Source organism: Bradyrhizobium sp. 2TAF24, from assembly GCF_052115025.1.
Lineage (GTDB): Bacteria > Pseudomonadota > Alphaproteobacteria > Rhizobiales > Xanthobacteraceae > Bradyrhizobium_A.
In genome coordinates this window covers 18,553-42,439 of sequence record NZ_JBFRFW010000002.1, presented here as the reverse complement: position 1 = coordinate 42,439, position 23,887 = coordinate 18,553, and the positions used below count along the sequence as shown (strand labels likewise).

At 65.0% G+C, this 23,887-nt stretch carries 16 protein-coding genes and 1 pseudogene; 10 read left to right on the top strand and 7 right to left on the bottom strand.

Annotated elements, in window-relative coordinates:
• The first annotated feature begins 35 nt into the window (after nucleotides 1-35).
• Nucleotides 36-3,653 carry a hydantoinase B/oxoprolinase family protein gene (locus AB4Z37_RS03415; RefSeq protein WP_441515289.1) on the top strand — a complete coding sequence of 1,206 codons (3,618 nt, stop codon included), beginning with the start codon at nucleotides 36-38 and terminating at the stop codon, nucleotides 3,651-3,653.
• A 109-nt stretch (nucleotides 3,654-3,762) separates the two neighbouring features.
• The gene (locus AB4Z37_RS03410; RefSeq protein WP_441515288.1) at nucleotides 3,763-5,022 is read left to right on the top strand and encodes a Glu/Leu/Phe/Val family dehydrogenase; all 1,260 of its coding nucleotides are present in this window, start codon (nucleotides 3,763-3,765) and stop codon (nucleotides 5,020-5,022) included.
• A 6-nt stretch (nucleotides 5,023-5,028) separates the two neighbouring features.
• Here AB4Z37_RS03410 and AB4Z37_RS03405 read toward each other — a convergent pair.
• Nucleotides 5,029-5,747, bottom strand: a pseudogene (locus AB4Z37_RS03405) (ABC transporter substrate-binding protein).
• Nucleotides 5,748-5,993: 246 nt separating this feature from the next.
• Here AB4Z37_RS03405 and AB4Z37_RS03400 point away from each other — a divergent pair.
• The 6 genes from AB4Z37_RS03400 to AB4Z37_RS03375 all read left to right on the top strand — a co-directional run bounded on the left by AB4Z37_RS03400 (nucleotide 5,994) and on the right by AB4Z37_RS03375 (nucleotide 12,913).
• On the top strand, nucleotides 5,994-7,154 hold the full coding sequence (locus AB4Z37_RS03400; protein ID WP_441515287.1) for a glycosyltransferase: 1,161 nt from the start codon (nucleotides 5,994-5,996) through the stop codon (nucleotides 7,152-7,154).
• Entirely contained in the window at nucleotides 7,151-8,029 is an 879-nt protein-coding gene (gene hpnC, locus AB4Z37_RS03395; RefSeq protein ID WP_441515286.1) for a squalene synthase HpnC, read from the top strand. The genes AB4Z37_RS03400 and hpnC overlap by 4 nt, the downstream gene beginning before the upstream one ends.
• Nucleotides 8,026-8,865: a presqualene diphosphate synthase HpnD gene (gene hpnD / locus AB4Z37_RS03390; protein ID WP_441515285.1), complete on the top strand. Its 840-nt coding sequence runs from the start codon at nucleotides 8,026-8,028 to the stop codon at nucleotides 8,863-8,865. The genes hpnC and hpnD overlap by 4 nt, the downstream gene beginning before the upstream one ends.
• Nucleotides 8,865-10,112, top strand: a complete 1,248-nt coding sequence (gene hpnE, locus AB4Z37_RS03385) for a hydroxysqualene dehydroxylase HpnE (RefSeq protein WP_441515284.1) — start codon at nucleotides 8,865-8,867, stop codon at nucleotides 10,110-10,112. The genes hpnD and hpnE overlap by 1 nt, the downstream gene beginning before the upstream one ends.
• 114 nt (nucleotides 10,113-10,226) lie before the next feature.
• Nucleotides 10,227-12,188 (top strand): squalene--hopene cyclase, encoded by a 1,962-nt coding sequence (gene shc, locus AB4Z37_RS03380; RefSeq protein WP_441515755.1) that lies wholly within the window; start codon nucleotides 10,227-10,229, stop codon nucleotides 12,186-12,188.
• The gene (locus tag AB4Z37_RS03375) at nucleotides 12,185-12,913 is read left to right on the top strand and encodes a phosphorylase (RefSeq protein ID WP_441515283.1); all 729 of its coding nucleotides are present in this window, start codon (nucleotides 12,185-12,187) and stop codon (nucleotides 12,911-12,913) included. The genes shc and AB4Z37_RS03375 overlap by 4 nt, the downstream gene beginning before the upstream one ends.
• Here the strand turns inward: AB4Z37_RS03375 and hpnH are convergent.
• The 3 genes from hpnH to dxs are packed head-to-tail and all read right to left on the bottom strand — an operon-like array spanning nucleotide 12,848 to nucleotide 16,902.
• Entirely contained in the window at nucleotides 12,848-14,002 is a 1,155-nt protein-coding gene (hpnH, locus tag AB4Z37_RS03370) for an adenosyl-hopene transferase HpnH (RefSeq protein WP_441515282.1), read from the bottom strand. The genes AB4Z37_RS03375 and hpnH overlap by 66 nt on opposite strands.
• 28 nt (nucleotides 14,003-14,030) lie before the next feature.
• On the bottom strand, nucleotides 14,031-14,975 hold the full coding sequence (gene ispH / locus AB4Z37_RS03365) for a 4-hydroxy-3-methylbut-2-enyl diphosphate reductase (protein WP_441515754.1): 945 nt from the start codon (nucleotides 14,973-14,975) through the stop codon (nucleotides 14,031-14,033).
• Nucleotides 14,976-14,985: 10 nt separating this feature from the next.
• A complete protein-coding gene (dxs, locus tag AB4Z37_RS03360) occupies nucleotides 14,986-16,902 on the bottom strand; it encodes a 1-deoxy-D-xylulose-5-phosphate synthase (protein ID WP_441515281.1) in 1,917 nt (638 codons plus the stop codon).
• Between the two features lie 212 nt (nucleotides 16,903-17,114).
• Between dxs and AB4Z37_RS03355 the strand changes: the two genes are divergently transcribed.
• Nucleotides 17,115-19,715, top strand: coding sequence for an MMPL family transporter (locus AB4Z37_RS03355; protein ID WP_441515280.1), 2,601 nt, complete (start codon nucleotides 17,115-17,117; stop codon nucleotides 19,713-19,715).
• Here AB4Z37_RS03355 and AB4Z37_RS03350 read toward each other — a convergent pair.
• Nucleotides 19,683-20,288 carry a DUF2147 domain-containing protein gene (locus AB4Z37_RS03350; RefSeq protein WP_441515279.1) on the bottom strand — a complete coding sequence of 202 codons (606 nt, stop codon included), beginning with the start codon at nucleotides 20,286-20,288 and terminating at the stop codon, nucleotides 19,683-19,685. The two genes, AB4Z37_RS03355 and AB4Z37_RS03350, sit on opposite strands and share 33 nt — an antisense overlap.
• A 124-nt stretch (nucleotides 20,289-20,412) precedes the next feature.
• On the opposite strand from AB4Z37_RS03350, the gene AB4Z37_RS03345 reads away from it, so the two are divergent.
• Nucleotides 20,413-21,804, top strand: coding sequence for an aspartate aminotransferase family protein (locus AB4Z37_RS03345; protein ID WP_441515278.1), 1,392 nt, complete (start codon nucleotides 20,413-20,415; stop codon nucleotides 21,802-21,804).
• Between the two features lie 142 nt (nucleotides 21,805-21,946).
• On the opposite strand, the gene AB4Z37_RS03340 is transcribed toward AB4Z37_RS03345, so the two are convergent.
• Together AB4Z37_RS03340 and AB4Z37_RS03335 are read right to left on the bottom strand one after the other, a co-directional pair.
• Entirely contained in the window at nucleotides 21,947-22,186 is a 240-nt protein-coding gene (locus tag AB4Z37_RS03340) for a hypothetical protein (protein ID WP_441515277.1), read from the bottom strand.
• Between the two features lie 154 nt (nucleotides 22,187-22,340).
• Nucleotides 22,341-23,882, bottom strand: a complete 1,542-nt coding sequence (locus tag AB4Z37_RS03335; RefSeq protein WP_441515276.1) for an acyl-CoA synthetase — start codon at nucleotides 23,880-23,882, stop codon at nucleotides 22,341-22,343.
• Nucleotides 23,883-23,887: the final 5 nt, after the last annotated feature.

The window sequence follows — 23,887 nt, the reverse complement described above, 5'->3', positions numbered from 1 at the left end:
TCAGCCATTGCCGAAATTTGACGACGGAGACCACAATGTCACGCTGGAATTTCTGGATTGATCGTGGCGGCACCTTCACCGACGTGATCGGCCGCGATCCGCAAGGCGACCTGCACGCCCGCAAGCTGCTGTCGGAAAATCCGGGCGCCTATCGCGACGCCGCGGTCGCCGGCATTCGCGCCCATCTCGGGCTCGGCAGCGGCGAGCCTATACCGGCCGGGCTGATCGACGAGGTGCGGATGGGCACGACGGTTGCGACCAATGCGCTGCTGGAGCGCAAGGGCGATCGCACCGTGTTCGTCACCACCCGCGGCTTCCGCGACGTGCTGGAGCTCGGATACCAGGATCGCCGGCACATCTTCGCCCGCAACATCCTCAAGCCTGACCAGCTTTACGAGCGCGTCATCGAGGTTGATGAGCGGGTACGGGCAGATGGCACCGTCGAGCAGGCGATCGACCTGCCGCAGGCGGTCGAAGCCATGAAGGCGGCATATGCCGCGGGCATTCGCGCCATCGCCATCGCTCTGATCCATGGCTTTCGTTTCCCCGAGCACGAAAAGGCTCTGGCAACGGCCGCGGAGCGCATCGGCTTTACCCAGGTGTCGGCCAGCTACGAGGTGTCGCCGCTGATCAAGCTGGTCGGGCGTGGCGACACCACCGTGGTCGACGCCTATCTGTCGCCGATCCTGCGCCGCTATGTGGCGCAGGTGTCGGAGGAGCTCGATGTCGCCCGAACCGGTGCCCGGCTGATGTTCATGATGTCGTCCGGTGGTCTCACCGCGGCGCAGATGTTTCAGGGGCGGGACGCCATCCTGTCCGGTCCGGCAGGCGGCGTGGTCGGCTTCGCCAAGACCGGTCAGTCGGCGGGCTTCCAGCGTGTCATCGGCTTCGACATGGGCGGGACCTCGACCGACGTCGCCCATTTCAACGGCGAGTATGAGCGCGCGTTCGAGACCGAAGTCGCCGGTGTGCGGGTACGTGCACCGATGATGCTGATCCACACGGTGGCCGCCGGCGGTGGCTCACTGTTGCAGTTCGATGGCGCCCGCTTCCGCGTCGGGCCGGAATCCGCCGGCGCCAATCCGGGCCCGGCCTGCTACCGCCGCGGCGGGCCGCTCGCGGTCACCGATGCCAATGTGATGACCGGCAAGCTGATCCCGGAGTTCTTCCCGACGATTTTCGGCCCGCAGCAGGACCAGCCGCTCGACGCCGGCGTGGTCAGCGACAAGTTCGCGGCCATGGCGGCGGATGTCGGCGGCGGCCAGACCCCTGAGCAGGTCGCCGACGGTTTCATCCAGATCGCGGTCGCCAACATGGCGGAGGCGATCAAGAAGATCTCCGTGCAGCGTGGCTATGACATCACGGCCTATGCGCTGAACTGCTTCGGCGGCGCCGGCGGCCAGCATGCCTGCCTCGTCGCGGACGCGCTCGGCATGACCAAGGTGCTGATCCATCCGATGTCCGGGCTGCTGTCGGCCTACGGCATGGGGCTTGCCGATATCAGGGCCACGCGGGTGCGGGCGCTCGACCAGCCCCTCGAGGCTGCAGGGGCCGCGCTCGAAGAGATCGGCGCCGAGCTCGGCGATCTCTGCACGGCCGAACTGACACGTCAGGGCGTGACGGGAGAGGAGATCACCGTGAACGTCAGCGCCCATATCCGCTATGCCGGCACCGACACCACGCTGGAAATCCCGGCGTTCAGTCGGCGTGACGGTCGGGTCATCGCGGATCGTCGCAGCACCCTGCGTGACGATTTCCTGGTCGCCCATCGCAAGCGTTTTGGCTTCGTCGACGATACCAAGCCGGTGGTGGTGGAAGCGGTGAGCACGGAAGCCGTCGGCGGTGCGGCCACCTTCGCCGAGCCGGAAGTGGCGCCGATCGAGGCCGCGATCCCGCCGGGAGTGCGCCAGACCCAGATGTTCAGTGGCGGTCGCTGGCATACAGCCGAGGTCTATCGTCGCGAGGGACTGGTGGCGGGACACCGCATGCCGGGCCCCGCCATTATCGTCGAGCCCAACCAGACCATCGTGGTCGAGGACGGCTGGGAAGCCCGCCTGACCACGCGCGACCACCTCGTGCTGTCGCGCGTCAAGGCGATGCCGGCGCGGGCGGCGGTCGGCACCGCTGCCGATCCGGTGATGCTCGAGATCTTCAACAACCTGTTCATGTCGATCGCCGAGCAGATGGGGGTGACGCTGCAGAACACCGCCTATTCGGTCAACATCAAGGAGCGGCTCGACTTCTCCTGCGCGATCTTTGACGCGACCGGCGCGCTGGTCGCCAATGCGCCGCACATGCCGGTGCATCTGGGCTCGATGGATAAGTCGGTCGAGACCGTGCTGACGCAGAATGCGGATATCCGCCCGGGGGACGTCTACGCCATCAACGCGCCGTACAATGGCGGCACCCATCTGCCCGACATCACGGTGTGCACGCCGGTGTTCGACGATGCGGAGCAGCGGATCATCTTCTGGATCGCGAGCCGCGGCCATCATGCCGACATCGGCGGCATCGCGCCGGGCTCGATGTCGCCGATCGCCACCACCATCGAGGAGGAGGGGGTCTATATCGACAACTTCAAGCTGGTCGATCGCGGCGTGTTCCGCGAGGCGGCGCTGACGCAGTTGCTGACAGGAGCGAAATACCCGGTTCGCAACGTGGTGCAGAACGTCAATGACCTCAAGGCACAGATCGCGGCCAACGAGAAGGGCGTCGCCGAGCTCAAGAAGATGATCGGCTATTTCGGCATGGACGTGGTGCGTGCCTATATGGGCCACGTGCAGGACAATGCCGAGGAGAGCGTGCGGCGGGTGCTGGACCGTCTTGCCGATGGCGTCTTCCGCTACGAGATCGACCAGGGATCGGTGATCGAGGTCAGGATCACGGTCGACAAGCAGAAGCGCGAGGCGACGGTTGATTTCACCGGCACCAGCACGCAGCGTCCGGACAATTTCAATGCCCCGGCACCGGTCACCCGCGCGGCGGTGCTCTACGTCTTTCGTGTGATGGTCGACGACGACATCCCGATGAACGCCGGCTGCCTGCGTCCGATCAAGTTGATCGTGCCCGATGGTTCGATGCTGGCGCCACGCTATCCCGCAGCGGTGGTCGCCGGCAATGTCGAGGTCAGCCAGGCGGTGACCAACTGCCTGTTCGGTGCGCTCAAGGCGCTGGGCTCGGCGCAGGGCACCATGAACAACCTGACCTTCGGCAACGATCGCTACCAGTATTATGAGACGATCTGCTCGGGCGCGCCGGCCGGTCCCGATTTCGACGGAGCGCCGGGGGTCCACACCCACATGACCAACTCGCGGCTGACCGATCCGGAAATCCTGGAAACCCGCTTTCCCGTGGTGCTGGAAGAGTTCACCATCCGGCGCGGCTCGGGCGGCAGGGGGCGGCACAACGCCGGCGACGGCACGCGCCGCACCATCCGTTTCCTCGAGGCCATGGAGTGCGCGATCCTGTCGGGTCATCGCCGCGTCAGGCCGTTCGGCGTCGATGGCGGCGAACCGGGGGCGCTCGGTGAAAATCTGGTGCGGCGCCGGAATGGCGTCGAGGTGCTCGGCGGCTGTGCCAGCACGGTGCTGCAGGCAGGTGAGGCCGTCACCATCATCACACCGACGGGTGGGGGCTTCGGTCCTGCGACGTGAGTCGCAGAGGACACAAGCGCGAAATTTCATCAAGCCACGGCGCCACGCGATGGCGGCGGATGTAACAATCCGTCGGAACGCGTCGCGCACGCAAGCGAGGGAGGGACGCATGACGGTCTATAGCGGTCCGGTGTTCGACATGGCGGTCAACCAGTTCGGGGTGATCGCCGATCACCTGTCGATCCCGCTCGACGAGCGCGATCGGCTGCTGATGCCCAAGCGCGCAGTGACGATCTCCTGCCCGATCCATCGCGACGACGGCACCACTGCGGTGTTCGAAGGCTATCGGGTGCAGCATCATCTGACGCTCGGCCCCACCAAGGGCGGCACGCGGTTCGCCGCGAGCGTCGATCTCGGCGAGGTCGCGGCGCTGGCGATCTGGATGAGCTGGAAGTGTGCGCTGGTCGGTTTGCCGTATGGCGGCGCCAAGGGCGGCATCGGGGTCGATCCGTCGACGTTGTCGAAGCGCGAGCTCGAGGCGTTGTCGCGGCGCTACATGCAGGAGATGATTCCGTTCGTTGGCCCGCACACCGACGTGATGGCGCCGGACATGGGCACCAACGAGCAGGTGATGGCCTGGTTCATGGATACCTATTCCATGTACCAGGGCCGCACGGTGACGGAGATCGTCACCGGCAAGCCGGTGACCGCCGGCGGCACGCTCGGCCGCCGCGAGGCCACAGGGCGGGGCGTGGCCTATCTGACGCGGCGGGTGATGCAGGATCTGCAGATTCGCCCGGGCGGCGCGACAGCGGTGGTGCAGGGATTCGGCAATGTCGGCTCGGTGGCGGCGCTCGAACTGCACAATATGGGCGTCAAGGTGATCGCGGTCAGCGACCACACCGGTGCGCTCCACCGCGCGAACGGGCTGGATATTCCTGGCCTCGTCGAATATGCCGCGGCTTGCGGCAGCCTGGCCGGTTATGCCAACGAACTGGCCTTCGATCCGCATGAGCTTTTGACGCTGCCATGTGATGTGGTGGTGCCGGCAGCGATGGAGCGGGTGATCGATGCCGACATCGCTGCGCGGCTGCGCTGCCGGATCGTCGCGGAAGGCGCCAACGGCCCGACCACGCCGGAAGCCGACCTGGTGCTGGAACAGCGGCAGCACGAGATATTCCTGATCCCTGACATTCTCTGCAATTCCGGCGGTGTGGTGGTGAGCTACTTCGAGTGGGTGCAGGACCTGCAGCAGCTGTTCTGGGAAGAGGAAGAGGTGACGCGGCGCGAATACCAGATCCTCGACCGTGCATTCGACCGCATGGTGGCGCGCGCGCGGCGCGACAAGGTGTTCAACCGCACCGCGGCCATGGCCATCGGTGTGGAGCGTGTGCGCGGCGCCAAGACCACGCGCGGCCTGTTTCCGTAAGGCGGCTCAGGAGCGCAGCGCCGCGACCATGGCGTCGAGGCCATCGGTGAGGGCGGCCGGCCCCGGCTGCAGGATCAGCGCCGACTTGATCTCGACGATCCGGCCGTCGCGCACCGCCGGCAGGCTGTCCCAGCCGGGGCGGCGGCGATCACCTGCTCGCTCGACACGATCCGGTCGCGGGCCGCCGCGGCTGTGGCGAGGTCGGCGAACACATCGGTGCCGCCCGCGAGACCGATCAGCTCGGACACCCAGCCGATGCCGCTGATCATCGGTTCGTCCCACTCCTCGAAATAGACCCTCGGCCGTCTCACCAACCGCGCCGCGGTGTGGGCAACCGCATCCAGCCGGCGCTCGAGGGTCGCGACCAGGGTGTCGGCCCGGCCGGCGGCATCCACCAAGGCACCCACGGTCCGGATCATGGCGAGGATGCCGGCGACGTCACGCTGGTTGAAGGCATGGACCGCGATCCCCGCACGGACCAGGCCGGCGACGATATCGGCCTGCAGGTCCGAAAACGTGAGCACCAGGTCCGGGGCCAGCGCGGTGATCTTGGGCAGGTCCGCGGAGATGAAGGCCGATACCCGGGGCTTTTCCCGGCGTACGCGGGGCGGGCGGACCGCATAGCCCGAAACGCCGACGATGCGGTCCTGCTCGCCCAGCAGGTACAGCGTTTCGACCGTCTCCTCGGTGAGGCAGACAATGCGGCGGGGCGGGAATCTTCCCATCGGATCACGGGCGTTTGAGCGCGGGACAGAACGCCGCGGCGGCACGGCCGCAGCTCTTTCGGGTTAAGCTGTTCATATTAATATGAAAAAGACGAACCTGCGGTCAAACTTCGTCATGGGAATTGGCCTTGTTTGGTTCTAAAATAGGGGGCAAAGAGAGGCCCCAAGCCGCCGCCGCCCGGCGGGGGGCGCCGGGCCGGATCCCCTCCGGTGCTCCCGGGGGGCCGAACGAGTTCGATAGCCGTCATGCTGTTTCTTGTCGCCGCCATCGGTTGCGCCGCGTGGATCTACTTGGTCGGATTCCATGGCGGCTTCTGGATGACCTCTCGTTTCAATGACCTGGTCGCGCCGCTCCCGGAGCAGGGTCGGCCGGACATCGTTGCCGTGATTCCGGCACGGGACGAGGCGGAGAGCATCGGCGACTGCATCCGCTCGCTGCTGTCGCAGCCCTATGCGGGTCACTTGTCGGTCATCCTGGTGGACGATCAGAGCAGCGACGGCACGGCGGCGCTGGCGGTCGCGGCTGCAGCCGCGATCGGCGCTGCGGACCGCCTCACCGTGATCTCGGGGCGGACGCCGCCGGCCGGCTGGACGGGCAAGCTATGGGCGCTGAAGCAGGGGCTCAGCCGCATCGAGGAGCGCGAGACGGCGCCGACCTATGTGCTGCTCACCGACGCGGACATCGTCTATTCCGGCGACGTACTGTCGCGCCTGGTGGCGCGGGCCGAGAACGGCCATCTGGCGATGGCCTCGATCATGGCGCGGCTGCGCTGCGAAAGCTTCGCCGAGCGTTTCCTGATCCCGGCCTTCATCTTCTTTTTCCAGATGCTCTATCCATTCTCCTGGGTGGCGCGCGAGGACCGTACCACGGCGGCGGCGGCCGGCGGCTGCCTGCTTGCGCGCTGGACCGCGCTGTATGAAGCCGGCGGCATCGATGCGATCCGCGGTTCGCTGATCGACGACTGCGCCATGGGCGCCTTGCTCAAGAGCCGCGGGCCGGTCTGGCTCGGTTTCTCGCCCGACGTCAACAGTGTGCGTGCATCCAAGACGTTCGATGATGTCGGCGGCATGATCTCGCGCTCGGCCTACGCCCAGTTGCAGTATTCGCCGCTGCTGCTCGTCGGCACCATTGTGGCGATGGCCCTGGTCTACCTGGCGCCGGTGTATCTCGCCCTGACCGGCAGCGGCGACACCCGCTGGCTGGCGCTTGCGTCGTGGGTGCTGATGGCGGTCGCCTTCCAGCCGACGCTGCGGTATTATCGCCGCGCGCCCCTCTGGGGCTTCGCTCTTCCCCTCATCGCGCTCGCCTATCTGATGTACACGATCAACTCCGCTTACCAGTTTTACCGGGGTCGTGGCGGCATGTGGAAAGGTCGCGCCCAGGCCAACCTGTCCGGGTTCCGATGACCACCGCTTCCGACCTGCGCTCCGGCAAGACCCATCGTGACGAGAATTTTCCCGTCGCGTCATGGATTATTCATCCGCGCCATCGCGCGCTGATCCTGGCGTTCTACAATTTCGTCCGGATCGCCGACGACATCTCCGACCATGCCTCGCTGCAGCCGCAGGAAAAGCTCGATCTGCTCGACCAGCTCGAGGACGGTCTGTTCGGCCGTCGCGACGACCAGCCGGAAGCGACGACGCTGCGCCTGGCGCTGACCGAGCGCTCGATGGCGCCGAAGCATGCACAGGATCTGCTCGGCGCGTTCCGGCTCGATATCACCAAGCTGCGTTACGAGAACTGGGACGAATTGATCCACTATTGCTCGCTGTCGGCGATGCCGGTCGGTCGCTTCATGCTCGATGTCCATGGCGAGGATCGCTCGACCTGGGTAGCGTCGGATGCGATATGTGCGGCGCTGCAGATCAACAATCACCTGCAGGATTGCGGCAAGGACTATCGCAGCCTCAAGCGCGTCTACCTGCCGCGCGATACGATGGAGGCCTGTGGCGCCAGCGTCGAGCAGCTCGCGCTCGATCGTGCGCCGGCGCCGCTGCTCGCCTGCATCCACAAGCTCGCCCAGCGCACCGAGACCCTGCTGCGCGACGGCCGCCATCTCGGCGCCGAGGTGCGGGACCTGCGGCTGAGCCTCGAGATCTCGGTGATCCAGACCTATGCGGAGAGGATCGTGCGCATGCTGCAGCAGCGCGATCCGCTCAGCGAGCGCGTGCATTTGTCGAAGCTGCAGTTCGCGACCTACAGCCTTGCCGCGCTGCTCGCCGGTCTGCTCCGCCGAGGCAGCGGCCGCGCGGCGGTGTCGCGGACCGCATCGGGGGCATGACTTCTGACATGACAACCGCACCCGCCACCGCCGAGGCGCAAGCGTCCGGCAGCTCGTTTTACGCCGCCATGCGGATCCTGCCGCCGGCGCAGCGCGACGCCATGTTCCAGATCTACAGTTTTTGCCGCCATGTCGACGACGTCGCCGACTCCGAGGCTCCGCGCGAGCACAAGCTCGCGGCGCTGGCGCAGTGGCGGCGCGACATCGATGCGCTCTATGCCGGCCATCCGCCGGCGAGCGTTGCGGCCTATGCGCCCGCGGTGAAGACCTTCGGGCTGAAGCGCGAGGATTTCCAGGCCATCATCGATGGCATGGAAATGGATGTCCCGACGGATATCCGTGCGCCTGACGCGGCAACGCTCGATCTGTACTGCGATCGCGTGGCGAGCGCCGTCGGCCGGCTCTCGGTCAAGGTGTTCGGTGTTCCGTCGCCCGATGGCGAAGCGCTGGCGCATCATCTCGGCCGGGCGCTGCAGCTGTCCAACATCCTGCGCGACATTGACGAGGATGCGTCGATCGGGCGGCTCTACCTGCCGCGCGAGGCGCTCGCTACGGCCGGCATCAGCTCGACCGATCCAAAGGTCGTGGCGGCGGACCCGGCAGTGCCGCAGGCCTGCGTGCCGTTGATCGCGCAGGCGCAGGCGCATTTCGAGAAAGCCGACGCGATCATGGCGCGCTATCCGCGGCGGATCGTCAAGGCGCCGCGGATCATGTCGGAATACTATCATGCCATTCTCGATCGGCTGATCGCGCGTGGCTTCGCGCCGCCGCGCGCGCCGGTCCGGCTCGGCAAGGCGGCCAAGCTTCTCATCCTTCTTCGGTACGCATTCATCTGATGACCAAGACCGTTCACATCGTCGGCGCCGGCATCTCCGGCCTTTCCGCGGGCGTGCGTCTCGCCAATGCGGGGTACGTCGTTCATGTCCACGAAGCGGCCCAGCAGCTCGGCGGCCGCTGCCGCACCTATTTCGACGGCGCCACCGGGCTGATGATCGACAACGGCAACCACCTGCTGCTGTCCGGCAACCGTCATGCGCTGGCTTACGCCCGCACCATCGGTTCGGAGCGCGGGCTGGCCGGGCCCGAGCAGGCCGAATTCTCGTTCGTCGATTTCAAGGCTGACAAGCAGTGGTTGTTGCGGCTCAACGACGGCCGTATTCCGTTCTGGGTGTTCGACAAGGCGAGCCGGGTGCCCGATACCAGCCCGCGTGATTACTTCGCGCTCGCGCCGCTCACCTGGGCCGGCACCGACAAGCTGGTCGGCGATGCCATTTCCTGCCGGGGCACGCTGTATGACCGCCTGGTGCAGCCGCTGCTGCTCGCGGCCCTCAATATCGACCCGCCGCAGGGATCGGCCGGCCTTGCCGGCGCCATCGTCCGCGAAACCCTGCTGGCCGGCGGCCAGGCCTGCCGGCCGCTGGTGGCGCGCGACGGCCTGAGTACCGTGCTGATTGATCCTGCGGTGGAATTCATCCGCGCGCGCGGCGGCAGCGTCACCATCGGCCATGAGGTCCGCGAGCTGGTACGCGCCGGTGGCCGGGTCGAGCGCCTCAAATTCGTCGAAGATGAAGTTGAACTGGGGGCGGACGATGCTGTGGTGCTGGCGGTTCCGCCACGGTCGGCAACAGCCCTCCTGCCAGGGCTGCAGGCGCCGACCCGGTTCCGCGCCATCGTCAACGCGCATTTCCGCTATGCATCGCCCGCCCACCTGCCGCCCTTCATGGGGATTGTCGGGGGATTGGTCGAATGGCTGTTCGCCTTCCCGGAACGGCTGTCCGTGACCATCAGCGATGGCGACCGGCTGGTCGATACGCCCCGTGAGGAACTCGCGCGGGCGATCTGGGCGGATATCTGCCGTGCGGCCGGAATCAAGGCGGAGATGCCAGCCTGGCAGATCGTGCGGGAACGGCGCGCGACCTTCGAGGCGACCCCCGAGCAGCATGCGCTGCGCCCGGGCACAGTGACGGCCTGGACAAACCTGTTCCTTGCCGGGGACTGGACTGATACAGGTCTGCCGGCGACCATCGAGGGCTCGGTGCGGTCCGGCGACCGCGCCGCCGACCACGTCCTGCGGATGCCGTAGACGTTTCCCGGGGATGGTGGAGCCTCGCTCCGCCGGGATTTCCCCGACAGCATCAAAGCCGACGGGCCGCTGTCCCTGCAACGGAGAGCGGCCGAGGAGACGACATTGAACCAGATGATGGTGGATACGCACATCAAGGATTCCCGGGCCGTGCTGGACGCAGGCATCGCGTCGGCACGCGACGCCCTGCTGAAACGTCGCCAGAGTGACGGGCACTGGGTGTTCGAGCTCGAAGCGGACGCGACCATTCCGTCGGAATATGTCCTGCTGCGGCACTATCTCGGCGAGCCCATTGACAGCGTGCTCGAGGCCAAGATCGGCAACTATCTGCGCCGCATCCAGGCGGATCATGACGGCTGGGCGCTGTTTCATGGCGGCGATTTCGACATGAGCGCGACAGTGAAAGCCTACTTTGCGCTCAAGATGATCGGCGATTCCATCGATGCTCCGCACATGGTGCGGGCGCGCAAGGCAGTGCTGGCGCGCGGCGGCGCGTCGAAGAGCAACGTGTTCACGCGCATCCTGCTCGCACAATACGGCGTGCTGTCGTGGCGTGCGGTGCCGGTGATGCCGGTGGAAATCATGCTGCTGCCGCGCTGGTTTCCGTTTCACCTGACAAAGATCTCGTACTGGGCGCGTACGGTGATCGTGCCGCTTCTGGTGCTGATGCTGATGAAGCCGCGGGCACGCAACGCGCTCGGCATCTCGATTCCGGAGCTGTTCGTCGAGAAGGATCTGCAGGCCATCGGCCTCGCACCGAAGGCGCCGCATCAGAAGACGTCGTGGTTCGTGTTCTTCGACATCGTCGACAAGGTGCTGCGTGTCGCCGACCCGCTGTTCCCCAAGGGGATGCGCAAGCGTGCCTTGGACAAGGCGGTCACTTTCACGACAGAGCGATTGAACGGCGAGGACGGTCTCGGCGCGATCTATCCCGCGATGGCCAACAGCGTGATGATGTACGACGTGCTCGGCTATGCCGAGGATCACCCGTCGCGCGCCATCGCGCGCAAGTCGATCGAGAAGCTGCTCGTCGTCAAGGACGACGAAGCCTACTGCCAGCCCTGCGTGTCGCCGATCTGGGATACTGCGCTCGCGAGCCACGCGGTGCTCGAAGCCGGCGGTGACGAGGCGCGCGTTGCGGCAAAGACCGCGCTCGACTGGCTGAAACCGATGCAGGTCCTCGATGTCGAGGGCGACTGGATCGAGAAGCGCCCCGGTGTGCGCCCCGGCGGCTGGGCGTTCCAGTACGCAAACCCCCATTATCCGGATCTCGACGACACTGCGGTCGTCGTCATGGCGATGGATCGCGAGCGCAGGCTCGATGGCAGCAAGGCGTATGACGAGGCGATCGCGCGTGGCCGCGAATGGTTGCTCGGCCTGCAGAGCAAGGACGGCGGCTGGGCCGCCTTTGATGCCGACAACCTTGAATACTATCTCAACAACATCCCGTTCGCCGATCACGGCGCGCTGCTCGATCCACCGACCGACGACGTCACTGCGCGTTGCGTGTCGATGCTGGCGCAGCTCGGCGATACGCAGGACAGCAGCCCGGCGCTCAGGGCCGGCGTCGAGTATCTGCGTCGCACCCAGCTCGCAGACGGTTCCTGGTTCGGTCGCTGGGGCGTCAACTACATCTACGGAACCTGGTCGGTGCTGTGCGCGCTCAACGCCGCCGGCGTCGCGCATGATGATCCCATGATCCGCAAGGCCGCGGATTGGCTCATTTCGATTCAAAACACCGACGGTGGCTGGGGCGAGGACGGTAACAGCTACAAGCTTGATTACCGTGGCTATGAGCGCTCATCATCCGTGGTGTCGCAAACCGCGTGGGCGACGCTGGCACTGATGGCCGCGGGCGAGGTCGATCATCTGGCCACACGGCGCGGAATACGCTATCTGCTGCAAACACAGGCATCGCACGGCCTGTGGGATGAGCAGGCTTACACCGGTGGCGGGTTCCCGCGGGTGTTCTATCTGCGCTATCACGGCTATTCCAAGTTCTTCCCGCTGTGGGCGCTGGCGCGGTATCGGAATTTGCGCGATAGTAATAGTCGTCACGTAGGGGTCGGAATGTGATTCTTGGGGCGGGCGGCGACGCCAATCATGACGGTCTTCCCGTATTGATCGTGACTGGTCTCCGTCAGGAGGCCCAGATTGCTGCCGGCCCGGGCATGACCGTGGTCTGCAGCAGCAGCAACCCGCGTCAGCTTCGGGAATTGATGACCACCTTCGATCCGGGCAGCGTGCGCGGCATCGTGTCGTTCGGTGTTGCCGGCGGTCTCGATCCCGAACTGGAATCCGGCGACGTTGTTGTCGCGACCGAAGTCGTCGTTCGTGACAGGCGCTGGCAGGCCGTGTCGCCGGCGAGCCGCAATCTCGTGTCATTGCCCGGATCAGGTCGCCCGAAGATCGTGCCCGGCGTGCTCGCGGGCTCGGAAGATGTCGTGGTGGATCAGGCCGGCAAAGCGGCGCTGCGCGCGATGACCGGCGCGGCCGCCGTTGATATGGAAAGCCACATCGCTGCAGCCTATGCCGAAGAAAACGATCTGCCGTTCGCAGCCGTGCGCGTCATCAGCGATCCGGCGTCGCGTGCGCTGCCGGCGTTGGCGATGGATGCACTGAAGCCGGATGGCAAGGTCGATGTCTGGAAGGTGATGCGCGGGATCGCAGTCAACCCGATGGCGATCCCGGCGCTGGTGTCCGCAGGGCGCGACTTCAATCGCGCCCTCCGGTCGTTAAGCGGCTGTCGGAGCCTGCTTCTTGGCGAGGGCGGCGGTCGCCTCGTCGGCGCGAATTTCTGACAGCTTCTTCTGCACCTGTTCGGAGAAGATGTACTGCGCCGGGCGCTGGTTGCTGAGATCGATTTCCGGCGCCATCGGGCCTGAGGTGCGGATGCCGCGCAGCGCCACCCACAGCGCCCTGAACGGATTGGCCACCGCCGCGTTCGCCGCCGTCGGCTCATAGCCGCAGTGCGCCATGCAGTCGGCGCACTTCTCGTACTTGCCGGTGCCGTAGGAATCCCAGTCGGTGGTTTCCATCAGCTCCTTGAAGGTCTTGGTGTAGCCTTCGCCGAGCAGGTAGCACGGCTTCTGCCAGCCGAAGATGTTGCGCGCCGGCATGCCCCACGGTTCGCAGTGGAAGTTCTGGTTGCCGGCGAGGAAGTCGAGGAACAGGCCGGAATGCATGAAGTTCCACTTCTTGCCCTTGCCGAGCTCGAACACCTTGCGGAACAGCTCCTTGGTCTTCTTGCGGTTCAGGAAGTGCTCCTGGTCCGGCGCGCGCTCATAGGCGTAGCCCGGTGACATCGAGACGCCGACGCCGAGTTCGTTGGTGAAGTCGAGGAACTTGGCGATCTCCTCGGCCGGATGACCATCGAAGATGGTGGCGTTGACGTTGACGGTGAAGCCGCGGGCCTTCGCCGCCTTGATCGCGGACACGGCGCGGTCGAACACGCCCTTTTGCGACACGGCCTTGTCGTGGTGATCCTTGAGGCCGTCGAGATGGACCGAGAAGAACAGGTAGGGCGACGGCTCGAACAGGTCGAGCTTCTTCTCGAGCAGCAGCGCGTTGGTGCACAGCGACACGAATTTCTTGCGGGCGACGAGGCCGCGTACGATCTCGCCGATTTCCTTGTGGATCAGCGGCTCGCCGCCGGGGATCGCGACCATCGGGGCGCCGCACTCGTCGGCAGCGTCCCAGCATTCCTGCGCCGTCATGCGGCGGTTGAGGATCGCATCCGGGTAGTCGATCTTGCCGCAGCCGACGCAAGCAAGATTGCAGCGGAACAGCGGCTCGAGCATCAGCACCAGCGGATAGCGTTTCCGCCCGAGAAGCTTCTGCTTCACGAGGTAGGAGCCAATCTTGATCTCTTTGAAGAACGGAATAGCCATGATGAGCGACAGACTTTCTCGGATCTGATCAGGGGGTTGGGCTGGCGCTTGCGTAGGCAAGCTCAGCCGGCAGGCGGAATTCGATATTCTCCTCGCGGCCCGGAAGCAGCGACACGGACACGTGTCCGATTCGCCGCAGGGCTTCGATCACGTCATCGACCAGCACCTCAGGCGCCGATGCGCCCGCAGTGATGCCGACGGTTCTGGCGTCCTTGAGCCACTCGGCACTGACCTCGCTGCCGTCAGCCACGAGGTAGCTCGGCACGCCGACCTCCGTGCCGATCTCGCGAAGCCGATTGGAATTGGAGCTGTTGGTGGCGCCGACCACCAGAATGACGTCAACCACCTTGCTGAGGTCTCTGACGGCAGATTGGCGATTTTGTGTCGCGTAGCAGATGTCGCGGGTATCCGGCCCCTGGATATCGCTGAACTTGGCCTCCAGCGCCGCGATGATGTCCCTGGTGTCGTCGACGCTAAGCGTAGTCTGGGTGATGTAGGCCAGCGGGGTGTCGGCCGGCAGGTCGAGCGCGGCGACCTCATCGACGTTCTGCACCAGCGTCACCGGACCGTCGATCTGGCCCATGGTGCCGACCACCTCGGGATGGCCTTCATGGCCGATCAGGATCAGCGAGCGTCCCTTGGAGACGTAGCGCTTCCCCTGATTGTGAACTTTCGTGACCAGCGGGCAGGTGGCGTTCAGGACCGGCAGGCCACGGGCGGCCGCCTCCTCCTCGACACGGCGCGCCACGCCATGGGCGCTGAACACGGTGACCGCATTGGCCGGGACCTCGTGCAGATCCTCGACGAACACTGCGCCCTTCGCCTTCAGGCTCTCGACCACATACTTGTTGTGCACGATCTCGTGGCGGACATAGACCGGCGGGCCATATTTCTCGAGCGCGCGCTCGACGATCTCGATGGCGCGCACGACGCCGGCGCAGAAGCCGCGCGGCTGCGCTAGAACGACCTCGATGGTGCGCTGATCAAGCAAGTTGCACCATGCTCTTGTCGGCGTCGCGACCCAGCGCCTCGAACACCTTGATGACGATGCCCTTGGCGTCGAGCCCGGCCTTGGCATACATCGCCGCCGGCGTATCGTGATCGATGAATGTATCCGGCAGCACCATGCACCGTACCTTCAGTCCCCTGTCCACGGCGCCGCGGTCGGTCAGGGTCTGCAGGACCATTGCGCCGAAGCCGCCGATGGAGCCTTCCTCGACGGTGATCAGCACCTCGTGCTCCCGGGCCAGGCGCAGCACCAGGTCGGTGTCGAGCGGCTTGGCAAAGCGAGCATCAGCAACAGTCGCCGTCAATCCGTGGGATTTTAGAATCTCCGCAGCCTTGAGACACTCAGCAAGGCGCGTGCCAAGCGACAGCAGGGCGACCGATGATCCCTCGCGCACGATGCGGCCCTTGCCGATCTCGAGCGGCACGCCGATCGCGGGGATGTCGACGCCGACACCGTCGCCACGCGGATAGCGGAAAGCGGAGGGGCGATCATCGATGGCGTGCGCGGTCGCGACCATGTGCACCAGCTCGGCTTCGTCGCCGGCCGCCATCAGCACCATGTTGGGCAGGCAGCCGAGATAGGCGAGGTCGAACGAGCCGGCGTGGGTCGGGCCGTCGGCGCCGACGAGGCCGGCGCGATCGATGGCAAAGCGCACCGGCAGGCTCTGGATCGCGACATCGTGCACGATCTGGTCATAAGCGCGCTGCAGGAAGGTCGAATAGATCGCGACGAACGGCTTCATGCCTTCGGTTGCAAGGCCCGCAGCGAAGGTCACACCATGCTGCTCGGCGATGCCGACGTCGAAGGTGCGGTCCGGGAAGGCCTTGTTGAAGATGTCGATGCCGGTGCCGGACGGCATTGCCGCGGTGACCGCGACGATCTTGTCGTCGGTCTCGGCGAGCTTCGTCAGGCTCTCGCCGAACACCTTGGTGTAGGACGGCGCGTTGGCCTTCGCCTTGGCCTGCGTGCCGGTGGCGACGTCGAACTTGACCACGCCATGGTACTTGTCCGACGCGGCTTCGGCGGGTGCATAGCCCTTGCCCTTCTGGGTCACCACATGGATGAGGATCGGGCCTTCCTTGGAGTCGCGGACGTTCTTGAGGATCGGCAGCAGGTGATCGAAATTGTGACCGTCGATCGGGCCGACATAGTAGAAGCCGAGTTCCTCGAACAGCGTGCCGCCGGTGACCATGCCGCGGGCATATTCCTCGGCGCGCGCCGCGCTGGTCTTGACGAATTTCGGCAGCTTCTTGGCGAACTGTTTGCCCATCTCGCGTAGCGAGCGATAGGTGCGGCCGGACAGCAGCCGAGCGAGATAGGCCGACATGGCGCCGACCGGCGGCGCGATCGACATTTCGTTGTCGTTGAGGATCACGATCAGGCGCGAGTCCATCGCGCCGGCATTGTTCATGGCCTCATAGGCCATGCCGGCGGACATCGCGCCGTCACCGATGACGGCGACGACGTTGCGCTCCTCGCCGGCGAGGTCGCGGGCCACCGCCATGCCTAGACCAGCGGAAATCGAAGTCGAGGAGTGCGCTGCCCCAAAGCTGTCATATTCGCTTTCGGCGCGCTTTGTGAAACCGGAGAGACCGCCGCCCTGTCGCAGAGTGCGGATCTGGTCGCGGCGGCTGGTCAGGATCTTGTGCGGGTAGGCCTGATGGCCGACGTCCCAGATCAGGCGGTCGGATGGCGTGTTGAAAACGTAGTGCAGTGCTACCGTAAGTTCGACAACGCCAAGCCCGGCGCCGAGATGGCCGCCAGTCACGGCCACGGCGTTGATCGTTTCCGTGCGCAGTTCCGCCGCCAGCTGGGTCAACTGGCTTTCTTTCAGCTTGCGGAGATCGGCAGGAGATTTAACAGCGTCAAGAAGCGGCGTCTGTGAAGTCATGCACTATCTTCCAACTCAGCACAAAGAACAGGACGAGAACATCTTGAAGTGTAGCATTCTGGCAGATTTTCAGCAGTATTTCTCGGAGGGGGCTGGCGTTATGCCATGATTGTGTGACTTAAGGGCACCGCTCGCGGCCAATACAGTTAACCCGGCAAGCTGCCCAGCCTGCGCCCACTGCTGATCGGTCCAAAGACATAGAAAGAAAAACTGTGCTGACAAGGATTATTGTTGCCCTGGTGAGGGGCTGTACGCGTTTTGCATGGCTCACGATCATTGCGGGAATCCTTCTGGCCGTCGCTGCGGGGGCGTACTCCGCCAAGCACTTCGCGATCGATACCGATGTCGGCAAGCTGATTGCCAACAATCTGGACTGGCGGCAGCGTGAAATCGCCTTCGACAAGGCGTTTCCGGGTCAAAACGACATGATTTTGGCGGTGGTCGAGGCCCCGACCCCGGAACAGGCCCGCCAGGCGGGAATCGAGCTGGAAAAGAAGCTGGTTCCCCAGACCGACAAGTTCATTTGGGTCCGGTTTGCCGGGGGCGGACCGTTTTTCGATACCAATGGCCTCCTGTTCCTGCCGACCGCCGAGGTCGCCAAGCAGACGGAACAGCTCGCGGCCGCGTCTCCGATTCTCGATATCCTGGTCGATGATCCGAACCTGCGGGGGCTCACGGGCGTACTGGAGTTCGCTGTGAACGGCGCCCAGCGCGGGGAGTTTCCCAAGGAGGCTCTGGCCAAGCCGTTGAGCACGGTGGCCGCAACGGTCGAACAGGTTCTCGGAAAGGGGAATGGAAATTTCTCCTGGCGGGAATTAGCCAGTCCGGAGCCGCTGACGCCCGGCGACCGCCGGGTGCTGATTTCTGCACGTCCAATTCTGGACTTTCAGGCGTTGGAACCCGGTAAGGTGGCCACCGACGCCATTCGCGGGGCGGCCCATGAGCTCGATCTCGCCGGCAAATATCAGGCCCGGGTCCGCCTGACCGGCCCGACGCCGATCGCCAACGAGGAGTTCGCCACCGTCCAGGAGGGAGCTCTGGTCAACGGCATTGGAACCGTCGCGGTGGTGCTGTTCATCCTGTGGCTCGCGCTGCGCTCGCCGAAAATCATTGCCTCGGTGTTCATCACTCTTGTCATCGGCCTGTCGCTCACGACCGCGATCGGCCTGATGCTGGTCGGGGCGCTGAACCTGATCTCGATCGCCTTCGCGGTGTTGTTCGTCGGCCTGGGCGTGGATTTCGGCATCCAGTACAGCGTGCGTTACCGCGCCGAGCGTCATAACGAAGGCGATCTGCAGACGGCGATCGAGGTCGCCGCAGATCATTCCGCGGTGCCGCTGACGCTGGCGGCAGTGGCCACCGCGGCCGGTTTCCTGTCGTTCCTGCCAACCGACTACAAGGGCGTGTCCGAACTCGGCGAGATTGCCGGCGCCGGCATGATCGTCGCCTTTTTGGCAGCGCTGACCGTGCTGCCGGCGCTGCTCAAGGTGTTCAATCCGCCCGGTGAATCCGAGCCGCTTGGCTATGCCTTCATGGCGCCTGTCGATCGCTTCCTCAGCCGTCATCGCGTCCCCATCGTGGCGGGAACACTGATCGTCGCGGTGGCGGGCCTGCCGCTGCTGTACTTCCTTCATTTCGATTTCAACCCGATCAACCTGCGCAGCAAGAAGGTCGAGTCGATCGCGACCTATCTCGATCTGCGGCGTGATCCCAACACCGGAACCAACGCCGTCGACATGATCGTGCCGTCGGCGGCGGCGGCGCAGGAGCTGCAGGCCAAGCTGTCAAAGCTGCCGGAAGTGGCGCGGACCATCTCGCTGGACACCTTCGTGCCCGCGGACCAGCCGGCCAAGCTGGCGTTGATCCACAAGGCTGCGGCAACCCTCGATCCGATTCTCCAGGGCAAGCCCGGCGCGGCGCCCAGCGACACCGACCGTGTCGTCGCTCTGACCGAAGCCGCCCAGAGCCTGCGCAAGTTCGCCGGCAGTTCCGATGCGAAGGCCGATGCACCCTGGGTCGTGGCCAGCAAGCGTCTTGCTGACGACCTCGGCAAGCTGGCCGCCGCCGACAACGGCATGCGAGACAAGGTCGAGGCGGTGTTCGTCGCGCCGTTGAATGTGATGCTCGATCAGGTGCGCGCGCTGCTGCGGGCTCAGCCGATCACCGTCACGACGCTGCCGCCGGATCTGGTGAGCGAATGGAGCACACCAGACGGGCGTGTTCGTGTGCAGGCGCAACCGAGCGGCGATCCCAACGACAATGATACGCTGCGCAAGTTCGCCGGGGCTGTTCTGAAGGTCGCGCCGACCGCGACCGGGGGGCCAATTTCGATCCTGGAGTCGGGCGACACCATCGTATCGGCCTTCATCCAGGCCGGGGGCTGGGCGTTGTTGTCGATCGCGATCCTGCTCTGGATCGTGCTGCGGCGGATCGGTGACGTCCTCCTGACGCTGGTGCCGCTGCTGCTCGCCGGCGTGCTGACGCTGGAGATCTGCGTGCTGATCGGGTTGTCGCTGAATTTCGCCAACATCATTGCCTTGCCCCTGCTGCTCGGGGTCGGCGTGGCGTTCAAGATTTATTACGTGACGGCCTGGCGCGCCGGTCAGACCGACCTGTTGCAGTCGAGCCTGACGCGGGCGGTCTTCTTCAGCGCCATGACCACGGCCACGGCGTTCGGCAGCCTTTGGCTGTCGAGCCATCCTGGCACGTCCAGCATGGGCAAGCTGCTGGCGCTGTCGCTGGTCACCACCCTGGCGGCGGCTGTCCTGTTCCAGCCGGCGCTAATGGGGCGTCCCCGCGATCTCGGGAAGTGAACAAATCTCCGCGGCCGGGTCGGCGGGGGGAGGTCCTTTCGCTGTGCCGGCCGTGGCGATGGACTTTGTCTTCGCTTGAGCCGGATTCGACTTTGGTGGCGTACTAGGAGTAGGCGCAGGGGGGATCTGAGTCGCCGCGGGGTCGAGATAGCGGGTCCAGGTCTCACCGCCGCACAGGAAACCGAGGACGCACCCCTTGATCTCAAGCTTGTCGGGGGCCGTTAACCTGATCGTCGAATCGTAGGTCTTGCCGTTCTTGGCGTTGTAAACCTTGCCTTCCCATTCCTCGGGATCGCCTTTATTTTCTGCTGGAGATTTCTTCATGTTCAGGAGTACAGGCATCCCGAAGGTTGGGCGGGTTCGCTTGGAGCGGTCCGGGTTCTGGGCGTCGACATTGCCCGGGACCTTCTCCCAGGAAACCACCCCCCAGAGATGGCTGTTGCAATCAACGATGCGGATGCGCGCGACCCCTTCCTGCACCAACCACTCGCCCAGCGGAGGCACCGGCTCCACGGCGTGGACCGGTCCGAGCGATGCGAGCAGGGCAATCCCGCCAAAGATGACTTTCTTCATAGAACCTCTTCTGCAATGCAGCGAAGCAATGAACAATCTTACCAGAAGTTCCGCAGCGCGGGGCAAATCGCCGCATTTTTGATTTCCTGTTGACGCGCCCTTCCCGAAACGACCTATGTAGCTGATGATGTATCCCAATCTTGACCTTTCCGAGATGTTTGCGGCCCGCCAGGCGGAGCGCAGTGACCTGCATGCGAGCTACCTGAACGAGCAGCTGGTCAGGGTCCTCAAGACCATCGGCTACGATGTGGGGTTCGTTCGTGGGCAGGGGCAGTATCTCTACGATCGCGTGGGCGCGCGTTATCTGGATCTGCTGAGCGGTTTTGGCGTCTTTGCGATCGGCCGCAATCACCCCGCGCTGCGCAGCGCGCTCGGCAGCGTGCTGAACAGCGACCTGCCCAATCTGGTGCAGATGGACGTCTCGACGCTCGCGGGTATCCTGGCCGAGCAGCTGATCGAGCGTGTTCCCTACCTCGACAAGGTGTTCTTCGCCAACTCGGGAACGGAAAGTGTCGAGGCCGCGATCAAGTTTGCCCGGGTTGCCACCGGCCGCACCGACATCATCTACTGCGGGCAGTCCTACCACGGCCTGACCTACGGCTCATTGTCGCTGACCGACGATATGAACTTCCGCAGCGGGTTCGAGCCGCTGCTGCCGGGGTGCACCTCCATCCCTTTTAACGATCTCGCCGCACTGGAGAAGGCGCTGGCCACCCGCCAGGTCGCAGCCTTCATCATCGAGCCGATCCAGGGCAAGGGCGTCAACATCCCCGACGACAACTTCCTGCCGGAGGCGGCTGCGCTGTGCCGGCGCTATGGCACGCTGTTCGTCGCCGACGAGGTGCAGACCGGTCTCGGCCGTACCGGCCGCTTCCTGGCGGTCGAGCACTGGAATGTCGAGCCGGACATGGTGCTGCTGGCAAAGGCGCTGTCGGGCGGGCACGTACCGGTCGGTGCGGTGCTGACCCGCCGCTCGATCTTCAACAAGGTGTTCGACCGCATGGATCGCGCGGTGGTGCACGGCTCGACATTCGGCAAGAACGACCTGGCGATGGCCGCGGGCATCGCAACGCTCGAAGTCCTGAAGCAGGAAAAGCTGATCGAGAACGCGCAGCAGCGCGGCGAGCGCCTGCTCGCGTCTCTCGGCCGCATGGTGCAGAAATACGAACTTCTCAAGGAAGTCCGCGGCAAGGGCCTGATGCTCGGCGTGCAGTTCGGCGCGCCGAAGTCGCTGGCGCTGAAGGCCTCATGGAATGTGCTGGAGACGGCGAGCAAGGGGCTGTTCTGCCAGTTGATCACCATTCCGCTGTTCAAGGATCACAAGATTTTGACCCAGGTGTCCGGCCACGGCAGCCACACCATCAAGCTGCTGCCCACGCTGTCGATCACCGACGAAGACTGCCAGTGGATTGAAACGGCCTTCGATACGGTGATCGGCGCCAGCCATCGCGTGCCAGGGGCCGTCTGGTCGCTCGGCAAGACCCTGGTCGACAACGCCATGCGCAAGTCGGCCTGATCAGCAGTCGGCCTGGCAGCAAGCTGGCCTGACAGACTGTCGGGCCGCACTTGTCTTCATTCACCCTCAGACGTTGACGTTCGCCTGAACCTGCGGGCAACCGCGCGGGATGCGCGGTCCCCCTTGGTTGCGAGGATGCCGTTTATTGGCCGTGGTCCTTGAGGACCTTGTCGCAGGCGGGAGTGATCTTGGGGCGGTTCTGCTGCAGGCAGGACAGGATCACCAGGTCGCCCTGGTCCATCAGCGTCCGGCAGTACCGGGACACATCCTTGGCGCAGGCCTTCTGTTCCTCCGGCGTTCCACTGCGCTGCGCGTTCTGCGCCAGGGTGGAGGTGGAGACGGAAGCGAGAATGAGCGCAGTCAGAAGCAGGGATTTCGACATCACGACCCTTCGGTTTGGCGGTGGAAAGCTTCAGCCCGCGCCTCTCTAACACAGAACCGCAGATGGTCTCCATGCTTCGGGCGAAGGGGCCCGATGAAGGTGCCGGCGCGTGCCATTTCGGAAACAGTCCGCGCCGGCGTCGTCCGTTGCCGGATCAGGCGGCCGGCTTGGCCGGCCAGTAGCGGTCGCGCAGGTGCCGCTTCACCAGCTTGCCGGTCGGGGTGCGGGGCAGTTCCGGGTCGAAGTCGATGGTGCGTGGGCATTTGATCGGGGACAGGTGCTGCCGGCAGAACGCGATCAGTTCGGCCTCGAGCTGCCTGCCGGCTTGCATCATGTCATGGGGCTGCACCACCGCTTTGACCTCTTCGCCCATTTCTTCATTGGGGACGCCGAATACGGCGACGTCGGCGACGGCGGGGTGGGTGATCAGGACGTCCTCGGTCTCCTGCGGGTAGATGTTCACGCCGCCGGAAATGATCATGTAGGCCTTGCGGTCGGTGAGATAGAGATAGCCGCCGTCGTCGACATAGCCGACGTCTCCGAGCGTCGACCAGCCCCTGGAATTGTAGGCCCGCTTCGTCTTGTCCGGATCGTTGTGATAGGCGAACTGTGGCGCGTCGGCGAAATACACGGTGCCGATTTCTCCCGTGGGCACCTCCTCGTCGTTCTCGTCGAGGATCCTGATCTTGCCGACCACCGCGCGACCGACGGTGCCGCGATGGGACAGCCACTCCGCCGAGGTGCTGACGGTGACGCCGTTGCCTTCCGAGCCGGCGTAATACTCGATCAGGATCGGGCCCCACCAGTCGATCATCCGTGCCTTGACGTCGACCGGACAGGGGGCCGCCGCATGGATCGCGCCCTTGAGCGACGACACGTCGTAGCGTCGGCGCACGTCTTCCGGGAGTTTCAGCATGCGCACGAACATGGTGGGCACGAGCTGGCTCTGGGTAACCCGATGCTCCTGCACGAGGCGCAGGAAGGCTTCGGCATCGAACGATTCCATGATGATCGAGGTGCCGCCGAGCACGCCGGCCATCATGTTGAAGCGCAGGGGAGCTGCATGATACAGCGGCGCCGGCGACAGGTAGACCGTATCGGCCGACATGCCGCACATGTGGGCGCACAGGAAGCGCAGGAACGGATTCGGCTTGTCGATCGCGTCGCCGGTGGCCTCGCGCTTGATGCCTTTCGGCCGGCCGGTCGTGCCGGACGAATACAGCATGTCGTAGCCCGCGACCTCGTCCGCGATCGGTGTCTTCGGCTGCGCGGCGAGCGCCTTGTCCCATGAGTGGAATCCAGGACGCGGCGTGCCGGTCATGTAGAACGCGGTCGCCGGATCCGCGCCCACGAGCAGCGGAGCGACGGCGTCGACGCATTTTTCCGACGTCACCACGATGCGGGCGCCACAATCCTTGATAATATAGGCGATCTCGTCGGCGGTCAGGTAGCGGCTGATCGCGGTGTAGTACAGGCCGCTGCGCTGCGCGGCCCAGCAGATCTCCATGAACGCGAGCGAATTCTCCATCAGCAGGGCGATGTGATCGCCCGCCTTGAGGCCGAGCGCGCGAAACAGCTGCGCGCCCTGATTCGAACGCTCGTCGAGCTGGCGATAAGTAATGGCCTCACCTGACCCGGCCATCCGGTAGGCGGTCTTGTCGGGTGTGGTCCGGGCGTGCAGCGACGGGTGGCTCATGGGTG

Excerpts from the sequence above, each read along its gene's own strand:
- AB4Z37_RS03415 (WP_441515289.1), top strand. The coding sequence starts at position 36 with ATGTCACGCTGGAATTTCTGGATTGATCGTGGCGGCACCTTCACCGAC.
- AB4Z37_RS03410 (WP_441515288.1), top strand. The coding sequence starts at position 3,763 with ATGACGGTCTATAGCGGTCCGGTGTTCGACATGGCGGTCAACCAGTTC.
- AB4Z37_RS03400 (WP_441515287.1), top strand. The coding sequence starts at position 5,994 with ATGCTGTTTCTTGTCGCCGCCATCGGTTGCGCCGCGTGGATCTACTTG.
- hpnC (WP_441515286.1), top strand. The coding sequence starts at position 7,151 with ATGACCACCGCTTCCGACCTGCGCTCCGGCAAGACCCATCGTGACGAG.
- hpnD (WP_441515285.1), top strand. The coding sequence starts at position 8,026 with ATGACTTCTGACATGACAACCGCACCCGCCACCGCCGAGGCGCAAGCG.
- hpnE (WP_441515284.1), top strand. The coding sequence starts at position 8,865 with ATGACCAAGACCGTTCACATCGTCGGCGCCGGCATCTCCGGCCTTTCC.
- shc (WP_441515755.1), top strand. The coding sequence starts at position 10,227 with ATGATGGTGGATACGCACATCAAGGATTCCCGGGCCGTGCTGGACGCA.
- hpnH (WP_441515282.1), bottom strand. The coding sequence starts at position 14,002 with ATGGCTATTCCGTTCTTCAAAGAGATCAAGATTGGCTCCTACCTCGTG.
- dxs (WP_441515281.1), bottom strand. The coding sequence starts at position 16,902 with ATGACTTCACAGACGCCGCTTCTTGACGCTGTTAAATCTCCTGCCGAT.
- AB4Z37_RS03350 (WP_441515279.1), bottom strand. The coding sequence starts at position 20,288 with ATGAAGAAAGTCATCTTTGGCGGGATTGCCCTGCTCGCATCGCTCGGA.
- AB4Z37_RS03345 (WP_441515278.1), top strand. The coding sequence starts at position 20,413 with ATGATGTATCCCAATCTTGACCTTTCCGAGATGTTTGCGGCCCGCCAG.
- AB4Z37_RS03340 (WP_441515277.1), bottom strand. The coding sequence starts at position 22,186 with ATGTCGAAATCCCTGCTTCTGACTGCGCTCATTCTCGCTTCCGTCTCC.
- AB4Z37_RS03335 (WP_441515276.1), bottom strand. The coding sequence starts at position 23,882 with ATGAGCCACCCGTCGCTGCACGCCCGGACCACACCCGACAAGACCGCC.